A 17620-nucleotide genomic window follows, 5' to 3' on the forward strand; every position below is an offset into this window, starting at 1 on the left:
AATAAAAAGAGTTGTCCACGAAAACCGTGGGTATCTCTGTGGATAACTTTGCGAACGCCCGGCAGGGTTGGCGATTTAACCAAAGGTTAATATTTGATCAACTGCCGGCGAGGGCCAGTATGGGCAGGGTTTGCGCTTGACAGCCAAGCGCGAACCCAGTGCCGAAAAACGGATTTATGACTCGTTGTCACGGCCGGTTGCGTGGGTGACAACCTGGGCGGGCATCTTCGCTTGCATCAGGTTGTCGAGTGCCTGGCGATAGCTGCGACCGGCCAGGCTCATGCTGTTGTTGTGGCTGGCACCCGGCACCAACAAGAGGCGCTTGGGTTGCCGGGCCGCTTCAAATAGTTGCTCGCTGAAACGGGGCGGCACATAGCGATCATCCAGGCCATGCACCACCAGCAATGGCATATGGATATCGGCGATCTTGTCGATGGAGTCGAACTTCTGCGACAGCAACCAACGCACCGGCAGCGAGGTGTTGGCCACCGCCGTGGCCACATCGGCCAGGGAGGTGAAGGTGGACTCGATCACCAGCCCACGTACCGGCAGTGGCGTTTGCTTGCCCAGTTCGGCGGCCAGGTCGATGGCTACCGCGCCGCCGAGGGAGTGCCCGTAGATCAGGCGCTTGCCGGGGTCCGGTTGCAGTACCTGGAAGCGTTCCCAGGCGACGCGCGCATCTTCGTACACGGTGGTCTCCGACGGCAGTTCACCGTGGCTCTGGCCGAAACCGCGATAGTCGATGGCCAGCACCGAGAACCCGAGTGCATGCAACTGCTCGATGCGAAACAGCTGCCCGGTGAGGTTCCAGCGCACGCCATGCAGGTAGAGGATCGCCGGTGCGTCCTTGTTGGCTGCCGGGTACCACCAGCCATGAATGTTCTGCCCCGATTTGAAACTGGCGGGCTTGAGCTCGAATTCCTGCACCGCCTTGGGCAAGCCGCTGTACCAACTGGCGGTGCCGGGCTCGATGCGAAACACCAGCTCGCGCTCCTTGTGTTGCAGCACCGCGCAGCCCACGGGCAGGCCGACGATCAACAGTGCCATGCACAGCAGGGGAAACCAGCGCAGGCTCAGGCGCGATAGAAAACGAGAGGGCATGAAGATTCCAGGGCAAAGGTGAAGTGGGGGTTTTACCAGATGGCCTGCACAGGCAGGTATAAATTCGACGGCCGCGCAGGGGGATTGCTTGCAAAGTGTTACAGCATTTGACGCCATCGATGCCGGCGCGACATGCTCGTGTTCTTTTGAACAAAGGCCTGACCATGGACAACAGCCCCGTTCGCATCACCGCCGAAGAGACCCTCTCGGACAACTGGTACCTGCTGAAAAAATACAGCTTCGACCTGCGTCGCCGCGACGGCAGTTGGCAAGCCCAGACCCGCGAGGTGTATGACCGCGGCAATGGCGCGACTATCCTGCTGTACAACCGCGAGCAACGCACCGTGTTGCTGATTCGCCAGTTCCGCATGCCCACCTTCGTCAATGACTACCACGGCTATCTGATTGAAGCGGCGGCGGGGCTGCTGGACAACGCCAGCCCCGAAGAGCGCATTCGCCTGGAGGCCGAGGAAGAGACCGGCTACCGCGTCGGCCATGTAGAGAAGATCTATGCGGCGTTCATGAGCCCGGGGTCGGTCACCGAGCGGATTCACTTTTTCCTCGGCGAGTACCAGCCGGGGGACCGGGTCGGCCATGGCGGCGGCCTGGAAGAGGAGGGCGAGGACATCGAGGTGCTGGAGCTGGGTTTCGAGCAGGCACTGGCCATGGTGCAGAGCGGCGAGATCGCCGACGGCAAGACCATCATGCTGTTGCAGCACCTGGAGTTGCGCATGCTGAAAGAAGGCTGGTGAGCCCTTTCCAGCGATCCCCCTTAAACAGCACGTACATGCAATTTTCCTGACGCTGTCCTCGGCAAACTCCCCTCATCGCTGATATTTCAAGGCAGAGGGGCATCCCATGGACCCAGCACCACAGACAGGGCCCGACGAAGTCGTCACCCTGGTCGTCAAACACCTGATCAAGGCCGGCCGCGAAGCCGACTACGAAGCCTGGCTGCGCCGCACCGTGCGCATCGCCGGCGAGCGTCCCGGCCACCTGGGTGTCGATGTGGTGCGCAGCAAACAGAACGGCCTGGCGCTGTTCACCTGCGTATTGCGCTACCGCTCCACCGATGACCTGGACACCTGGCTCAATTCCCCCGAGCGCAACACCCTGATCGCCGAAGCCACGCCGATGCTGGCCGACGGCGACAAGACCGAAATCGGTGCGCTCAACGAGTTCTGGTTCACGCCCCTGGCCGACAGCGCCGCCAAGCCGCCACGCTGGAAGCAGGCGGTGGTGACCCTGTGCGTGATCCTGCCGCTGACCCTGCTGGTGCCGATCGTGTGGGCCCCGATCCTCGGCCTGCACCCGTTTCTCTCCAACTACGTGGTCGCGACCTTCCTGGTCACCGTGACCATCGTCCTGCTGGTGGTCTACCTGCTGATGCCGGCCGCCACCCGCCTGTTCGCTCCCTGGCTTGAAGCCTCTGTAAAGGAAACCCTATGAACGCCGATCTGATTCTGTTCAATGGCCAGTTCCACACCGTGGACCGAGAAAACCCGCGGGCAACCGCCGTCGCCATTCGCGAGGGGCGCTTCGTTGCCGTCGGCACCGATGGCGAGGCCATGGCCCTGCGTGGCAGCGGCACCCAGGTCATCGACCTCAAGGGCCGCACCGTGATCCCCGGCCTCAATGACTCGCACCTGCACCTGATCCGTGGCGGGTTGAACTACAACCTCGAGCTGCGCTGGGAAGGCGTGCCGTCCCTGGCCGATGCCCTGCGCATGCTCAAGGAGCAGGCCGACCGTACCCCGACGCCGCAATGGGTGCGGGTGGTGGGTGGCTGGAACGAATTCCAGTTCGCCGAAAAACGCATGCCGACCCTGGAAGAACTCAACCAGGCCGCACCGGACACCCCGGTGTTCGTGCTGCACCTGTATGACCGTGCCTTGCTCAACCGCGCCGCCCTGCGCGTGGCCGGCTACACCAAGGACACGCCGAACCCGCCGGGCGGCGAGATCGTGCGCGACAGCCACGGCAACCCCACCGGCATGCTGGTGGCGCGGCCGAATGCGATGATCCTCTACTCGACCCTGGCCAAAGGCCCGAAACTGCCGCTGGAATACCAGGTCAACTCCACCCGCCAGTTCATGCGTGAACTCAACCGCCTCGGCCTGACCAGCGCCATCGATGCCGGCGGTGGTTTCCAGAACTACCCCGATGACTACGCGGTGATCGAGCAACTGGCCAAGGATGAGCAACTGACGGTGCGCATCGCCTACAACCTGTTCACCCAGAAGCCCAAGGAAGAACTCAGCGACTTCAAGAACTGGACCGGCAGCGTCACCCTGCACCAGGGCGATGACTACCTGCGCCACAACGGCGCCGGTGAAATGTTGGTGTTCTCGGCGGCGGACTTTGAAGACTTCCTCGAACCCCGTCCCGACCTGCCGCTGACCATGGAGCAGGAGCTGGAACCGGTGGTGCGCCATCTGGTGGAGCAGCGTTGGCCGTTCCGCCTGCATGCCACCTATGACGAGTCCATCTCGCGCATGCTTGATGTGTTCGAGAAGGTCAACCGCGACATCCCGTTCAATGGCTTGCCGTGGTTCTTCGACCATGCCGAAACCATCACCCCGAAGAATATCGAGCGGGTCCGCGCCCTCGGTGGCGGTATCGCGATCCAGGACCGCATGGCGTTCCAGGGCGAATATTTTGTCGAGCGCTACGGCGCCAAGGCCGCCGAAGCCACGCCACCGATCAAGCGCATGCTGGCCGAAGGCGTGCCGGTGGGGGCGGGCACCGATGCCACGCGGGTGTCGAGCTACAACCCGTGGACTTCGCTGTACTGGATGGTCAGCGGCCGCACCGTCGGTGGCCTGGAGCTGCACGCCGAAGGCCTGCCGCGCCTGACCGCGCTGGAGCTGTTCACCCATGGCAGCGCCTGGTTCTCGTCCGAGCAGGGCAAGAAAGGCCAGATCAAGGTCGGCCAACTGGCGGACGTGGCGGCACTGTCGGCGGATTTTTTCAGCGTCGATGAAGAAGCCATCAAGTGGATCGAATCGGTGCTCACCGTGGTCGGCGGCAAGGTGGTCTACGGCGCCGGCGACTTCGAAGACTTTGCACCGCCACGCGTACCGGTGCTGCCGGACTGGTCGCCGGTGGTCAAGGTGCCGGGGCACTGGCGCCCGAGTTCGCCTGTGCAGGCTCAAGTACACCAATGCAGCGGCCCGTGCGGCGTGCATTCCCACAGCCACGAAAAGGCGCGTCTTTCCAGCGTGCCGGTCAGCGACTTCCAGGGTTTCTGGGGGGCGTTTGGCTGCTCGTGCTTTGCGTTCTGATACCTAAACCCACAAAGGAGTTAACCCATGACTTACAAGCGCTTGAACAAAGATGACGCCGTGGTGCTGTTGGTGGATCACCAGACCGGCCTGATCTCCCTGGTGCAGGATTTCTCCCCCAACGAATTCAAGAACAACGTACTGGCCCTGGCCGACGTGGCGAAGTTCTTCAACCTGCCGACCATCCTCACCACCAGTTTTGAAGGCGGTCCCAACGGCCCACTGGTGCCGGAACTCAAGGAGCTGTTCCCGGACGCGCCGTACATCGCCCGTCCTGGCCAGATCAACGCCTGGGACAACGAAGATTTCGTCAAGGCGGTCAAGGCCACCGGCCGCAAGCAGATCATCATTGCCGGCGTGGTGACGGACGTGTGCGTGGCGTTCCCGACCCTGTGCGCCCTCGACGAAGGCTTCGAGGTGTTCGTGGTCACCGACGCCTCCGGCACCTTCAACGAAACCGTGCAGCAGGCCGCCTGGGCCCGTATGACCGCCGCCGGTGCCCAACTGGTGAACTGGTTCGCCGTGGCCTGCGAGCTGCAGGTGGACTGGCGCAACGACATGGAAGGCCTGGCCAACCTGCTGTCGCCGCGCATTCCCAACTACCGCAACCTGATGAACAGCTACTCGGCGTTCACGGCCAAGTAAGCTGTTTTCAAGGCTGTCGGTAATTCCCTGTGGGAGGGGGCTTGCTGTGGTGAACCACAGTAAGCCCCCTCCCACATTTGATTTGTGGTGTGGCGACCTTCCAGTTATAAAACAGCCCATCGTCCACCGAGAAGCGACAATGAACCCCTTTGAAGACATGCGCCTGTTCTGCCAGGTCATGGAATCCGGCAGCTTCACCGCCGCCGCCGAACAGCTGGGCCTGTCCAAGCAATTCGTCAGCCGCCGCCTGATCCAGCTGGAAGATCGCCTCGGCGTGCGCCTGCTCAATCGCTCCACGCGCCGCCTGGATGTCACGCCCCTGGGCCAGAGTTACTACGAGTCCGCCTTGCGCCTGCTCGGTGAAGTCGAGCAAGTGGAGCAGGGCATCGCCGGCCAGAACAGTGAACCGCGCGGCACCATTCGCCTGAGTGCGCCGTTGTCGTTCGCCATGGCGCACCTGGGTTGCCTGTTGCCGGTGTTCCTGCAGCGCCATCCCCAGGTGTCGGTGGAAGTTGACCTCAGCGACCGCCCGGTGGACCTCATCGGTGAGGGCTACGACCTGGTGCTGCGCATCGGCACCCTGGAAGATTCCACCCTCATCGCTCGGCGTATCGCCAGCATCGAGCGCGTGTATTGCGCCAGCCCCGAGTACCTGGCACTGCGCGGTACGCCGCTTAAACCCGAAGACCTCGCCGAACACGACTGCCTGCCCTACGGCCATGGCCGCCAGGTGCAATGGCGCTTCAAAGGCAAGCTGCAAGCACTGAATGTCACCGGCCGTATGCGCGTGAATAACGGCGAGTTGCTGCGCGATACCGCCGTCGCCGGCCTGGGCGTCACCTACCTGCCGACCTTTATCGTCGGCGACGCCTTGAAGGACGGCCGGCTGGTCACGCTCCTCGATGATTTTGCCCCCGAAGCCCTGACCCTGTCGGCGGTGTACCCCCAGCACCGGCAAAGCTCACGGCCGGTGCAGGCGCTGGTGGAGTTTCTGCGCGAACGCCTGGCTAGCGGCTGTTGAACAGCTGGCGGATCAGGTTCGGGGTGCTGCCGGTCCAGCGCTTGAATGAGCGCCGAAAATTCGCCGCATCGTTGAAATTCAGGTACGCCGCCACCTCATCATTGCTGTAGCCCTTGACCTGGTACCGGTGCAACGCCACCTGCTTGCGCACCCGGTCCACCTGCTGTTGAAAACCGGTGTCGTGCTTGTGCAACTTGCGCTTGAGGGTCGCCGGGCTCATGGCGAAGGCCTGGGCCGCCTGTTCCAGGCTGGGCGGCTGGCGCACCTGGTCGCGCAGGTACTCGTAGAGGCAGTCGAGAAAACTGCCGGCAAAGCCCAGTTGCTCGATCTGCTCGCGGGCTTGGCGGCGCGCCACCTGGCCGGCGGTGGCCGAGGCGCCTGGCCAGGTGCTGGTGAGGTATTCGCGCGGGATCGTCATCATGTCCAGCGGGCGCTCGAAGCGCGTGTCCTCGCCCAGGTGCACCCAATATTGTTCGATATAACGCGGTTCGGCATGGCTGAAACTGCACGCCCACGGCAGGCGCTCGCCGCTGAGCCATTGGCTCATGGCAACCAGCGAGGTCATGCTGGCTTCCAGCAGGAAGCGCCAGTGTTCGCCGGCGCCGCAACTGTCCAGCCAGTACAGGTAGGCGTGGTGCTCATCCAGCTCCAGTTGCAGGGTGGCCAATGGGCTGAGCAGCACCTGTTGCTGGATCAGGATCTCCAGGGCCTGGTGCAGGTTCTGCGCATGGCCAAGGGCGTGGCTGGCGGCGCCGTAATAGCCCGGTAGCAGGCGCTGGCCAAACAGGAAACTGCTGTCGTCGGCGTCCAGTAACTTGCGGCTGTTGCCGATCAAGCCGAAAAACTGCTGCGGGCTCAGGTGCGCGGTGCCGGCCAGGATGTCCTCGTGAAACAGCCCGGTGCCGCGCAGCAGGCGATGGCTGTCGATGTCGCGAGACAAGGCCAGGTCGATCAGCGTGGCGGGTTGGTAATGCCCTGGAATGAAGCGGCTGTCGGCTTCATACCAGCTGGTTTTGACGGCCATCTCAGGCACTTTTCGCAAGGGGTTGCTTGGCCCTGGCCAAGGCCAGGTTCAGGCGCTTGAGCAAATCCTGGGGCGGTTCTTCAAGGGCCATGACCACGGCGGTGGTCGCCGCCAGTTGCAGGCGTTCGCCCTGTTGCCGGGTCTTGTGGGCCAGACCGCGCACCGCTTGCTGCAACTCCAGCGCCAGCTCCTTGGCCTGGCGTTCGCCGGTGTTGGGCAGCAGCACCACAAAACGGTCGCCGGCCAGGCGGCACACCAGGTCCTGGCGGCGCAGGTTGAGCAGCAGCAAATGGCTGAGGGCCTGCAACACCGCGTCGCCTTCGGCATGCCCGTAGGCCTGGTTGATGGCGGCGAAGTTGTCCAGGTCCAGGGCCAGCAGCGACAGTGGTTGTTGCTGCTCGCGGCTGTCCTGCAGGCTGTCGGCCAACTGGCGCTTGAGGTAGTCGGCGCCGGCCAGCGGTGTGAGTTTGTCGAACAACCGATGCTCACGGAACAAGCGCTCGCGCTTTTCCATCTGCGCGCTGATCGCCAGTTGTTCGCGGTGCCAGTGGTAGATGCCGATGGTCAGCAGGATCATGCCCACCGGCATCGGCCCGGATTCGAGCCAATGGTCCCAGGTGATACTGTCGGGCAGGCGGATAAATTCGTCGAGGCTGTCGATCCACCAGGAGAAAAAGATGCACGACAGGCCCAGCGCCAGGTAATTGGTAACGCGTCCGGCGGGGCGGCTTTTGAGCACCAGGCCCAGCCACACCAGGGCGAGCAGGGCGGAACCGCCTTCGCCAAAGATATCCAGCCACACCCATTCGCTGACGCTTTTCAACTCGCCGCAGGCCAGGTGCAGGATCAGCCCGAGGTTGGCCGCGATCAGCAGCAACGAGAGTTTCCAGCGGTGGGGCTTGAGCACGGAAAACATGGCCGCAGGTCCTTGGGCAAATGAGTGGTGGGCGCCAGCACAGCAGATGGATGTGACCGTTGGATGACGGTGGATGAGGGTCGAATCAGCTCAGCTCAAACACACTGGAGATCAAAAAATGTGGGAGGGGGCTTGCTGTGGTGAGCAGGCTTGCTGTGGTGAGCGGGCTTGCCCCGCGCCGGTCTGCGAAGCAGGCCCCCCGTATCCTCAGTGAACCCGTCGGGGGGACAAGCCCCCTCACCACAGCAAGCCCCCTCCCACAGGGGACCTACACAGGTCATATCAGCTCATTTGCACCTGCAGGACTGCTCTAAACCCCGGTTTACAGGCCTTCGCGCCGCCCCCTGTCACAGAACCGTCATCCCCCACCCCTAGCGTGCCCTCCCAGTTGCCGGGCCCCTTGCCTGGCGCCAACGGATTCTTGGGGAGGATTGCATGTACAAGCGCACCGGGCTCGTCAGCTTTACGCTTACCGCCTTGGCCCTGGCGATGGCCAGTGAACGGTTGAGTGCCGCCGAAGCGAGCGCCACCGAGCACGTTGAGGTGGTTGGCCAGGCCGCCGCCATCGACCAGGCGCTCAAGGAGCAACGCAGCGCCGACAGCATCAAGAGCGTGGTGCATGCCGACGGTGTGGCCCAGTTGCCGGATCAGAACGTCGCCGAAGCGGCGCAGCGCCTGCCGGGCATCAGTGTGGAGCGCGACCAGGGCGAAGGGCGTTTTGTCAGCGTGCGCGGCCTGGGCCCGGACCTCAACAGCGTCACCATCAACGGCACCCTGGTGCCCGCCCCGGAAAGCGCGCGCCGCGCCGTGGCCCTCGATGTGCTGCCCTCGGAGCTGGTGCAGTCGCTGTCGGTGATCAAGACCCTCACCCCGGACATGGACGCCAACTCCCTCGGTGGCACCGTCGATGTGCAAAGCCTCTCGGCCTTCGACCATAAAGGTTTGTTCTACACCGGCAGCAGCGAAGCCAGCTACGACAAGAACACCCGCCAGACCAGCCCGAAATTCTCCGGCGCCGCCAGTAACCGGTTCAGCCTCGGCGACGGCATCGACAACTTCGGCGTCGCCGCAGCGCTGAGTTGGCAGAAACGCGACTTCGGCTCGGACAACGTCGAAACCGGCGGCGCCTGGGACTTCACCGACGGCGCCCGGCTCAATGAGTTCGAACAGCGCGACTACGACATCAGCCGCGAACGCGCCGGCGGTGGCCTGAACTTCGACTACAAGCCCGATGACCTCAGCAGCTACTACCTGCGCACCCTCTACAGCCGCTACACCGACACCGAAACCCGCAACTCCACCAGCATTGAATTTGCCGACCCCCGGGCCCCGGGCCAACTGGGTGATGCCGAGGGCAAGCGCAAGCTGAAAAACCGTGAGGAAACCCAGGAAATCCAATCCTATGTATTCGGCGGCGAACGCATGCTCGGCCTGTGGACCTTAAGCGGCCAGGCCGGCTACAGCCAGTCCAGCGAAGACAGCCCGGCGCATATCGCCGGCGCCACCTTCGACGGCGGTGACTTTGCCAACAGCGGTTTCTACGACAAGGACAAACCCCGCCCGATCATCGGCAGCGGCTTCTACGACGCCAGTAATTTCAGTCTCGACAAGGTCGACTGGGAAAAACAGAACACCACGGACACCGAGAAAAACCTGCGCCTGGACCTGGCCCGCGACTATGACCTGAGCGGCTATGCGTCCCAGGTCAAGTTCGGCGGCAAGGTCAGCCGCCGCAACAAGGACAACGACCTGGAGGCCTGGGTCTACGAAGACTTCGACACCCTCGGTTTCAGCGCCGACCAACTCAACCTCAGCCGGTTCCAGAAGGGCAGCGTCGACTATCGCTTGGGCAACTACGGCCCCGGCATCAGCCCCAGCGCCATCAAGCAGCTGATCGGCAGCCTCAACCCGGCGGATTTCTATGACGAGACCGAATCGCGGGTCAACGACTTCACCATCCGCGAGGACATCAACGCCGGCTACCTGATGAACACCCTCGACGTTGACGACTGGCGCTTTATCGCCGGCCTGCGCTACGAAGGCACCGAGTTCGAAGCCAAGGGCACCGGTGCCACCGATGGCGTGTTCACGCCCACCGAGACCAAGCGCCGCTACCACCATTGGCTGCCGGGCCTGCATGCGCGCTACCAGATCGACAAGAACACCCAGGTGCGCGCGGCCTGGACCAAGTCGGTGGTGCGCCCGACATTCGGCCAGCTGGCGCCGGGTTTTGTGATCGACGATGACGAAGCCACCTTCGGCAACCCGGACCTCAAGCCCCTGGAATCGAGCAACCTTGACCTGGGTATCGAGCACTTCATGGGCCGCGCCGGCACCGTGTCGGCGTTTGTGTTCTACAAGGACATCAAGAATTTCGTCTACAACACCGACCTCGCCGGCACCGGCGCCTGGACCAACTTCGCCGAGGCCCACACCTACGCCAACGGCGACAGCGCCAAGCTCTACGGCCTGGAACTGGCCTACTCACAGAAGTTCGACTGGCTGCCCGCACCGTGGAACGGTTTGCTGATCGGCGCCAACAGCACCTTCAGCCGCTCCAGCGCCGATATCGAAGGCTTCGACGCCGCCAGCGGCACGAATCGCAAGCGCAACATCAGCCTGCCCAACCAGTCGGACACCGTCGGCAACCTGATGCTCGGCTGGGAGGACGACAAGCTCAGCCTGCGCCTGTCGGCCAACTACAAGTCGGCCTACCTGTATGAACTGGCCTCGATCAACGACAAGGCCCACGACCTGCACGTCGACGCGCAGACCTTCGTCGACTTCAGCGCGCGCTACTCGCTGACCAAGAACCTGCAAGTCAGCTTCGAAGCCCAGAACCTCACCGATGAGTCGTACTTCGTCTACACCGGCCACCGCAGCTACAACGGCCAGTACGAAGAGTACGGCCCCACCTACAAAGTGGGCCTGACCTTCACTCATTTTTGAATTCAACACATTTGATCTCCATTGTTTTTGAAGGATTTGCTTGTTCATGAGAATTTCCAAGCTGTACCTGCTGATTGCCCTGGTCACCAACAGCCATGCGTTCGCCGCCGACCTGGCGCTGACCCCATGGGCACCCAGCCTGAAGGCCGAAGCCGTGGCCTTCCTGCCCAATGGCACCGAGCGCGTGGCCGCCAGCAGCCGCGACGGCCTGCAACTGCTCGACAGCCAGGGCGCCGAGCTGGCGCGTTTCAAGGGTAACTTCAGCAGCCTCGACACCCGCGCCGCAGGTGCCCAGGTGCTGGTCGCCAGCCTCGACAACGAGCGCCAGCAGGCGCTGCTGATCAGCCTGGACAGCGCCAGCAAAAACTGGGGCAAGCCGCTATACCTGCCGACCCGCGACTACCCGGTAAATGGCCTGTGCCTGTACCGCGACGCCGCGGCCAACCTGTTTGTGTTCCTGGTGGGCGAAGAGGGCAAGGGCGAGCAATGGCTGGTGGGCAACGGCGCGACGCTGCTCACCGACCCCCAGCGTGTACGGGGTTTGCCACTGCCGCCGTCGGCGCAGTTCTGCCAGGTGGACGATGCCACCCAGCAGTTGCTGGTGAATGAAGAGAATGTCGGTTGGTGGGCCTACCCGGCGCACCCGGAAGCCGAGGTGAAACGCACGCCGGTTGCGCTGTTCGACACTCCCAAGCGCGAAGCCGGGGCCATGGCGCTGGTACCCGGTGGCCTGGTTGCGCTGGACCCGAAGACCGCCCGGTTACACCTGTTCCAGCACACCGGCGAGCGCTGGGTGGAGCAACCGAGCCTGGGCCTGCCGGGCCTGAAAGAGCCGGAACAATTGGCGATCAATGGCCGCCAGTTGCTGGTGCGCGATGATGACAGCGGCACGCTCTACCAGGCCAGGCTCGACTGGCAGCCCACGCCCGTCGCGGCGGCTGCAGTGCTGCCGGAAGTCGCGGCCTTGCGCCAGAGCGACCCGGTCGGCCGCCAGGGCGACGCGGCGGATGACCCAGCGATCTGGATTCACCCGCAAACCCCGGCCAACAGCCGTGTGCTCGGCACCAACAAGAAACAGGGCCTGCTCGCCTACGACCTCGACGGCAAGCTGTTGCAGGAACTGGCGGTGGGCCGCCTGAATAACGTCGACGTACGCCCCAACTTCAAGCTTGGCGCGCAAACGGTGGACCTGGCGGTGGCGAGCAATCGCGATCACAACAGCCTGAGCCTGTTCAGCATCGACCGTCAGAGCGGCGAGCTGCGTGAGGCCGGTGAAGTGCCCACGCCGCTCAAGGAAATCTATGGCATCTGCCTGTTCCAGCCCGCCAGCGGCGAGATCTACGCGATTGCCAATGGCAAGGACGGCACCTTCCTGCAATACCGCCTCAGTGCGCCGGACGGCCGTGTGCATGGCGAGCTGGTGCGTCAGTTCAAGGTCGACAGCCAACCCGAAGGCTGTGTGGCCGACGACCAGCGCCAGCGCCTGTTTATCGGTGAGGAGGACGTCGGCGTGTGGGCGGTGGATGCGCGCGCCGATCAACCGGCGACGTTGACCAGCGTGATCAAGGTCGGCCCGCAATTGCATGCGGATGTCGAGGGCCTGGCGCTGTACCAGAGCGATAAACATGACTACCTGGTGATCTCCAGCCAGGGCAATGACAGCTACCTGGTGGTGGATGCCGAACCGCCGTTTGCCGTGCACGGCGGCTTTCGCGTCGGCTTGAACGCCGCTGCCGGTATCGATGGCGCGTCGGAAACCGATGGCCTGGAAGTCACTGCCATCAACCTCGGCGGACCATGGAGCCAAGGCATGCTGGTGGTGCAGGACGGGCGCAAGCGCATGCCCGAGCAGACCCAGAACTTCAAGTTCGTGCCCTGGGCCGAGGTCACCCGTGCATTGAAATTGCCGTGAACCGTCATCAACCGGTCATCACTTTTTAATCGAATGGGAGATTCACCATGCACGCGACGATGGAACATATGACGATCTGGGGTTTGATCAGCGACGCCAGCCTGTTGGTCAAGGCTGTCATGGTCACCTTGCTGTTGGCGTCCTTGCTCAGCTGGTACCTGATTATCCAGCGCGGCAGTGTGCTGCGCCGCCTGGAGCGTCAGTTGAACGCTTTTGTGCAGCGCTTTCGCGCCGCGCCGGATTTGCAGGCACTGTCCCGTGAGATCCAGCAGGCGGGCGAGGGCGGCATTGCGCCGATCTTTATCGCCGGGGTCCAGGAATACCAGCACCTGCACAGCCATGATCCGGCGGTGCTCGAAGGCGTGGAGCGGGCCTTGCAGGTGGCGATCACCGAGCAGGAAATCGAGCTGGAAAAGGGCCTGCAATTTCTCGCGACCGTGGGTTCGGTCAGCCCGTACATCGGCCTGTTCGGCACGGTGTGGGGCATCATGAATTCCTTTATCGGCTTGTCCCAGGTGCAACAGGCGACGTTGTCCACCGTAGCGCCGGGCATTGCCGAAGCCTTGATCGCCACGGCCATCGGCCTGTTTGCGGCGATCCCGGCGGTGATCGCCTATAACCGCTTCGCGGCGCGCGGCCAGACCCTGCTCACCCGTTACTACGCGTTTGGCAATGAGCTGCAGGTACGCCTGCACCGCACCCTGCGCGGTACGTCGATCAACCTGGCCGTCGCCGCCTGAAAGGAGCAACTCCCATGTTAGTCAGGCCGCAACGCAAGCACGGGCCCAAGGCCGAGATGAACGTGGTGCCGTATATCGATGTGATGCTGGTGCTGCTGGTGATCTTCATGGTCACCGCGCCGATGCTGACCCAGGGTGTGAAGATCGACCTGCCCAAAGTCGCCGCCGAGGCGTTGGCCACCGACACCCGCCAGCAGATCCTCACGCTGTCGGTAAAGGCCGACGGCGGCTACTACTGGAACCTCGGCGGCGAACTCGATACCCAACACCAGACCGACAGCGCCGTGAGCCTGGATGAAATGGGCGCCAAGGTCATGCAGGTGGTGGCGGCGCGCAGCGACACCCAGGTTTATATCCGCGCCGACGACAACGCCGGTTACGGCCGTGTGGTCGCGGCCATGGCGGTGTTGCAGAAGGGTGGTGTCAGCAACCTGGGGCTGGTGACCGAGGCCCCGCAATGACGGCGATGATCATGCACAGTCCCACCCTGACGATGGCGCCCCGGGAGGCTTCCGGGTTTTGGAGAAACAGCCTCGCCGCCAGCCTGGCGGTGGCGCTGCACGTCGGCGTGCTGGCCGCGTTGATGCTGGGCTGGTCGACGCAAAAGCCCGTGGCGGATGCCCCGCGGGTAATGCACACGCAGTTGGTCATGCTGCCACCGGCGCCAGCACCCGAGCCTGAACCGGTGGTGGCTGCCCCCGCACCGCCGGAACCGGTGGTGATACCAGTGCCGGTGCCGGCAAAGCCCACGGTCGACCCGCAGGTCCAGGCGCAAAAACTCGAGAAAGCCGCCTTGGCGCGTAAACGCGTCGAAGACAAGAAGATCGAGCAGCAGCAGGAACGCCTGGCCAGCGAACAACGCCACCGCGAGCTGGAACAACAACGCCTCGATCAGCAACGCCTGGCCGCTGAAAAAGCCCGGGCAGCCACCCCCGCGCCAGCCCCGGCGCCGGCCTTCGACAGCCGCCAATACCAACCCCTGAGCAAGGAGGCACCGGACTATCCCGAGCGCGCCCTGGACAAGAACATCGAGGGCGACTGCACCTTGGAGTACAGCGTCAACACCCAAGGCCGCGTGGAAAATCCCAAGGTGCTGGACGGCTGCCACCCGTTGTTTATCCGGCCTTCACTGGCGGCGGCGAACACCTTTCGCTACCAGCCGAGGATCGTTGACGGCAAGGCCGTGGCCGTACCGGCGGTACGCAATACCTTCCACTACCGCATCAAGTAATGCACTCAGAGGTCATAGCGCACCGACAGCAACAGCGTGCGCGGATCGTTGACCGAGTAATAACGGGCGCCGCTGGACGGCACATAGCCCACCGATTGCGGGTAAGCGCGGTCCAGCAGGTTTTTCACCGCCAGGGTGGTGGTCCAGTGGCCGTCGCCGCTGATGTAGCGAGTGTTGGCGTTCCAGAAGGTTTGCTGCGGCACTTCCTGGATGTCGTCGTTCAGCGCGTTGGCGTAGGACTTGGTCTGGAACTGCGCATCCGTGCCCGCCAGCCAGGTGCCCGGCAGGCCTGCGGGAATGGTGTAGTTCAGGCCGACACTGGCGTTCCAGCGCGGCGAGAACACCAGTTGCTTGCCATTGGCATCGACCCCGGCACCGCTGGCGTTCTGGAAGTCGTCGTACTGGCTCTCCAGGTAGCCGAGGTTGGCGCTCAGTTGCAGGTCGCGGCTCAGGGCGGTGAGGGTTTCCAGCTCGACACCGTAGGTGTGGGCCTGGCCGACGTTGGTGCGCAGGCTCACCCCCAGCGCCGGGTCGTAGGCGTTGGTCTGCAGGTCTTTGTAGTCGTTGTAGAACAGCGCGACGTTGGCCCGCAGGCGCTGGTCGAAGAAGTCGCCCTTGAAGCCGGTTTCCCAGGTGGTCACGTCTTCCGGCGAAAACGCCTGCTCGGCGGCGGCGCGAGTCGGCGCACGGTTGTCGTATCCGCCGGCCTTGAAGCCCTTGGCGACATAGGCGTACTGGTTGAGGTGCGGCGTCCAGGCATATTCGAAGCCGATTTTCGGGCTGGTGGACTGCCAGGATTTGCTCGACTCGGCCGCGAAGTTGGTGCCGGTAATCTGCCGGTCGGTATTGATCGCGTAATTGGTGAACTCGAAGTTCTTGTGTTCGCGGGTAAAGCGCAGGCCGGCGATCAGCGACAGCTGCGGGGTGATCTTGTAGGTGCCCTGGCCATAAAGCGCGTAGCTTTCGGTGTTGGTGGTGCTGTACTGGCCCTGGCCGATCACCCGGTTGCGTGCGATGGAGTAGGTGAGGTTGTCGCGGTCGGCATCGAAGCGTTCGCGGTACAGGTACAGGCCGGTGCTGAAGCTGAAGTCGTCATAGTCACCGTTGAGCTGGAATTCCTGGGTGGCGTAGTTTTGCTTGTAGAGGATCAGGTTGTTCTGGATCAGCGCGGCCTGGCCTGAGTTGTCGTAGTCCACCGGCTGGTTGAAGGACGACCAGGCAGTGACCGATTTGACATTCAAGTGATCGTTGATCGCATAGATCGCGCGCAACACCGAACTGCCCTGGTCAAGGCGGTTTTTCGGATCGAGGCTGCTGTAGCTCTTGAACTTGTCGAAACGGCCGTTGGCGTCGAACGGCGAGTAGCTGGTGGTGTCGCCACGGTCAAAGGTGCCGGCCAGGGTCAACTGCACATCCCAGGGTGAATCCTCGGGCTTGTAGCGCAGCTTGCCGCGGTAGGACTGGATATCGACGTTGTTGACATCCTTGCCCCGGGTCGGGTTGGACACCGTGCCGTCGCGGCTCAGGCGGATCGCCGAAAAGCTGCCGAACAAGGCGTTGTCCACCAGCGGGCCGCTGATCAGGAAACGGCCGTTCTGCGCATTGTAATTGCCCGCACCGAGCTCGACGAAACCACGGGTTTCCTGGTTGGGGTCGCGGGTGATCACGCGGATCGCCCCGGCGCTGCTGTTGCGCCCGTACAGGGTGCCCTGGGGGCCGCGCAGCACTTCGACGCGCTCGACGTCATTGAAGTCGAGCATCGAGGAAATCGCCCGTGGGATGTACAAGTCGTCGGCGTACACCGCCACCGCGGCTTCCTGGATCGGGTCGGTTTCACCGATGCCGCGAATGCCATAGGTCTGGGCGCTGTAGGAGATCGACTGGCGGCTGAGGGTCAGGTTCGGCACCTGGCCCGACAGATCGCGCACGCTGCGGATCTGCTTGTCGTCGAGGCTCTTCTCGTCGAAGGCGGAAATCGCCAGCGGGGTTTTCTGCAAGTCTTCACTGCGGTGCTCGGCCGTGACATTGACCACCGGCAGCGCGGCGTCATCGGCGTGGGCGTACGCGCCGAACAGGGCGAGGGAGACGGCAAGGGTGAGGCGATTGGGCGCGGCGATGTGGCTCATGGTAGGTCCCTGAGAAAGTGGTGGTTCAGGCAAGGCCTCCACCTGGTCAGGGGTCGGTGCTGGACATAACAATATGGATAGGAAAGGCGTTCGTAAAAGTCCGTTTTGTTATATGTTAATTATTAAAAATATGCAGTTAATAGTTATTTATAATGCGCATATCTGATGATATTTCTTGCCTGGCCGCATAACCAGATGTGGGGCTTGCCCCCGTGGCGGCCTTCGGGCCGACCATGTCGTTGGCTTTGACCGAGTACATATCCGTTGCTGCGGTAACGGCTGCCTATGGTTCCGCTCTTACAGCGGCTCACTTTTGGAGGGACCCAAAAGTAAGCAAAAGGTCCTCGCCCCAACACTCGGCACCTCGCCTAGGCTCGGTGTGCCCGAACGAAGGCTTTGGAGCGTGGGCCGCCGCGATGGGCCATCCCTGGCCCAGCGCGGCTAACCCGGCGTCCTGCCGGGTTACCCACGCTCCAAAGCCTGCGTTCGGCCAGCGTGTTTGACGGGGCGATTTGAGATCAAAAGCCGAAGCGCGGCGGCCTTAGAGCCGACCGGTTTTGTGTCTGATGTACTCGGTAAATGTGGGAGGGGGCTTGCCCCCGATAGCGGTGAGTCAGTCAACCCAAGTATCACTGACCCACCCTCATCGGGGGCAAGCCCCCTCCCACATT

General features: G+C 63.1%; 14 protein-coding genes. 10 read left to right on the forward strand and 4 right to left on the reverse strand.

Annotation, left to right across the window (positions count from 1 at the left end; translation table 11 throughout):
• Positions 1-174: 174 nt before the first annotated feature.
• Positions 175-1101, reverse strand: a complete 927-nt coding sequence (locus tag BB029_RS29240) for an alpha/beta hydrolase (protein ID WP_065941916.1) — start codon at positions 1099-1101, stop codon at positions 175-177.
• A gap of 164 nt (positions 1102-1265) precedes the next feature.
• On the opposite strand from BB029_RS29240, the gene BB029_RS29245 reads away from it, so the two are divergent.
• The 5 genes from BB029_RS29245 to BB029_RS29265 all read left to right on the forward strand — a co-directional run bounded on the left by BB029_RS29245 (position 1266) and on the right by BB029_RS29265 (position 6051).
• Positions 1266-1853, forward strand: a complete 588-nt coding sequence (locus BB029_RS29245) for an NUDIX domain-containing protein (RefSeq protein WP_027607152.1) — start codon at positions 1266-1268, stop codon at positions 1851-1853.
• Between the two features lie 106 nt (positions 1854-1959).
• Complete coding sequence (locus BB029_RS29250) at positions 1960-2550, forward strand: antibiotic biosynthesis monooxygenase (RefSeq protein ID WP_065941917.1); 591 nt, start codon at positions 1960-1962, stop codon at positions 2548-2550.
• Positions 2547-4385 (forward strand): amidohydrolase, encoded by a 1839-nt coding sequence (locus tag BB029_RS29255; RefSeq protein WP_027607150.1) that lies wholly within the window; start codon positions 2547-2549, stop codon positions 4383-4385. Before BB029_RS29250 ends, BB029_RS29255 begins: the two co-directional genes overlap by 4 nt.
• Positions 4386-4412: 27 nt before the next feature.
• A complete protein-coding gene (gene ycaC, locus BB029_RS29260) occupies positions 4413-5030 on the forward strand; it encodes an isochorismate family cysteine hydrolase YcaC (RefSeq protein ID WP_065941918.1) in 618 nt (205 codons plus the stop codon).
• Positions 5031-5169: 139 nt separating this feature from the next.
• The gene (locus tag BB029_RS29265) at positions 5170-6051 is read left to right on the forward strand and encodes a LysR family transcriptional regulator (protein WP_065927198.1); all 882 of its coding nucleotides are present in this window, start codon (positions 5170-5172) and stop codon (positions 6049-6051) included.
• Here BB029_RS29265 and BB029_RS29270 read toward each other — a convergent pair.
• Entirely contained in the window at positions 6038-7075 is a 1038-nt protein-coding gene (locus BB029_RS29270; RefSeq protein ID WP_065941919.1) for an AraC family transcriptional regulator, read from the reverse strand. The two genes, BB029_RS29265 and BB029_RS29270, sit on opposite strands and share 14 nt — an antisense overlap.
• Position 7076: 1 nt before the next feature.
• A complete protein-coding gene (locus tag BB029_RS29275) occupies positions 7077-7991 on the reverse strand; it encodes a GGDEF domain-containing protein (RefSeq protein WP_065941920.1) in 915 nt (304 codons plus the stop codon).
• Between the two features lie 435 nt (positions 7992-8426).
• Here BB029_RS29275 and BB029_RS29280 point away from each other — a divergent pair, with 435 nt between their 5' ends.
• The 5 genes from BB029_RS29280 to BB029_RS29300 are packed head-to-tail and all read left to right on the forward strand — an operon-like array spanning position 8427 to position 14823.
• Positions 8427-10940, forward strand: coding sequence for a TonB-dependent receptor (locus BB029_RS29280; protein WP_065941921.1), 2514 nt, complete (start codon positions 8427-8429; stop codon positions 10938-10940).
• A 46-nt stretch (positions 10941-10986) separates the two neighbouring features.
• Positions 10987-12852: a phytase gene (locus BB029_RS29285; RefSeq protein WP_065941922.1), complete on the forward strand. Its 1866-nt coding sequence runs from the start codon at positions 10987-10989 to the stop codon at positions 12850-12852.
• Between the two features lie 47 nt (positions 12853-12899).
• Positions 12900-13592, forward strand: a complete 693-nt coding sequence (gene tolQ, locus BB029_RS29290; RefSeq protein ID WP_053130320.1) for a protein TolQ — start codon at positions 12900-12902, stop codon at positions 13590-13592.
• A 14-nt stretch (positions 13593-13606) separates the two neighbouring features.
• Positions 13607-14053 (forward strand): protein TolR, encoded by a 447-nt coding sequence (gene tolR / locus BB029_RS29295; protein ID WP_027607142.1) that lies wholly within the window; start codon positions 13607-13609, stop codon positions 14051-14053.
• Positions 14050-14823: an energy transducer TonB gene (locus tag BB029_RS29300; RefSeq protein ID WP_065941923.1), complete on the forward strand. Its 774-nt coding sequence runs from the start codon at positions 14050-14052 to the stop codon at positions 14821-14823. Before tolR ends, BB029_RS29300 begins: the two co-directional genes overlap by 4 nt.
• 5 nt (positions 14824-14828) lie before the next feature.
• On the opposite strand, the gene BB029_RS29305 is transcribed toward BB029_RS29300, so the two are convergent.
• The gene (locus BB029_RS29305; RefSeq protein WP_053130326.1) at positions 14829-16949 is read right to left on the reverse strand and encodes a TonB-dependent receptor; all 2121 of its coding nucleotides are present in this window, start codon (positions 16947-16949) and stop codon (positions 14829-14831) included.
• Positions 16950-17620: the final 671 nt, after the last annotated feature.

Origin of the sequence: Pseudomonas sp. S3E12, assembly GCF_001702295.1 — a bacterium.
GTDB lineage: Bacteria > Pseudomonadota > Gammaproteobacteria > Pseudomonadales > Pseudomonadaceae > Aquipseudomonas > Aquipseudomonas marginalis.

What these genes read in the sequence shown, in the direction of transcription:
- BB029_RS29285 (WP_065941922.1), top strand. Translation starts at nt 10,987, where the DNA reads ATGAGAATTTCCAAGCTGTACCTGCTGATTGCCCTGGTCACCAACAGC.
- tolR (WP_027607142.1), top strand. Translation starts at nt 13,607, where the DNA reads ATGTTAGTCAGGCCGCAACGCAAGCACGGGCCCAAGGCCGAGATGAAC.
- ycaC (WP_065941918.1), top strand. Translation starts at nt 4,413, where the DNA reads ATGACTTACAAGCGCTTGAACAAAGATGACGCCGTGGTGCTGTTGGTG.
- BB029_RS29250 (WP_065941917.1), top strand. Translation starts at nt 1,960, where the DNA reads ATGGACCCAGCACCACAGACAGGGCCCGACGAAGTCGTCACCCTGGTC.
- BB029_RS29265 (WP_065927198.1), top strand. Translation starts at nt 5,170, where the DNA reads ATGAACCCCTTTGAAGACATGCGCCTGTTCTGCCAGGTCATGGAATCC.
- BB029_RS29255 (WP_027607150.1), top strand. Translation starts at nt 2,547, where the DNA reads ATGAACGCCGATCTGATTCTGTTCAATGGCCAGTTCCACACCGTGGAC.
- BB029_RS29305 (WP_053130326.1), bottom strand. Translation starts at nt 16,949, where the DNA reads ATGAGCCACATCGCCGCGCCCAATCGCCTCACCCTTGCCGTCTCCCTC.
- BB029_RS29270 (WP_065941919.1), bottom strand. Translation starts at nt 7,075, where the DNA reads ATGGCCGTCAAAACCAGCTGGTATGAAGCCGACAGCCGCTTCATTCCA.
- tolQ (WP_053130320.1), top strand. Translation starts at nt 12,900, where the DNA reads ATGCACGCGACGATGGAACATATGACGATCTGGGGTTTGATCAGCGAC.
- BB029_RS29275 (WP_065941920.1), bottom strand. Translation starts at nt 7,991, where the DNA reads ATGTTTTCCGTGCTCAAGCCCCACCGCTGGAAACTCTCGTTGCTGCTG.
- BB029_RS29245 (WP_027607152.1), top strand. Translation starts at nt 1,266, where the DNA reads ATGGACAACAGCCCCGTTCGCATCACCGCCGAAGAGACCCTCTCGGAC.
- BB029_RS29240 (WP_065941916.1), bottom strand. Translation starts at nt 1,101, where the DNA reads ATGCCCTCTCGTTTTCTATCGCGCCTGAGCCTGCGCTGGTTTCCCCTG.
- BB029_RS29300 (WP_065941923.1), top strand. Translation starts at nt 14,050, where the DNA reads ATGACGGCGATGATCATGCACAGTCCCACCCTGACGATGGCGCCCCGG.
- BB029_RS29280 (WP_065941921.1), top strand. Translation starts at nt 8,427, where the DNA reads ATGTACAAGCGCACCGGGCTCGTCAGCTTTACGCTTACCGCCTTGGCC.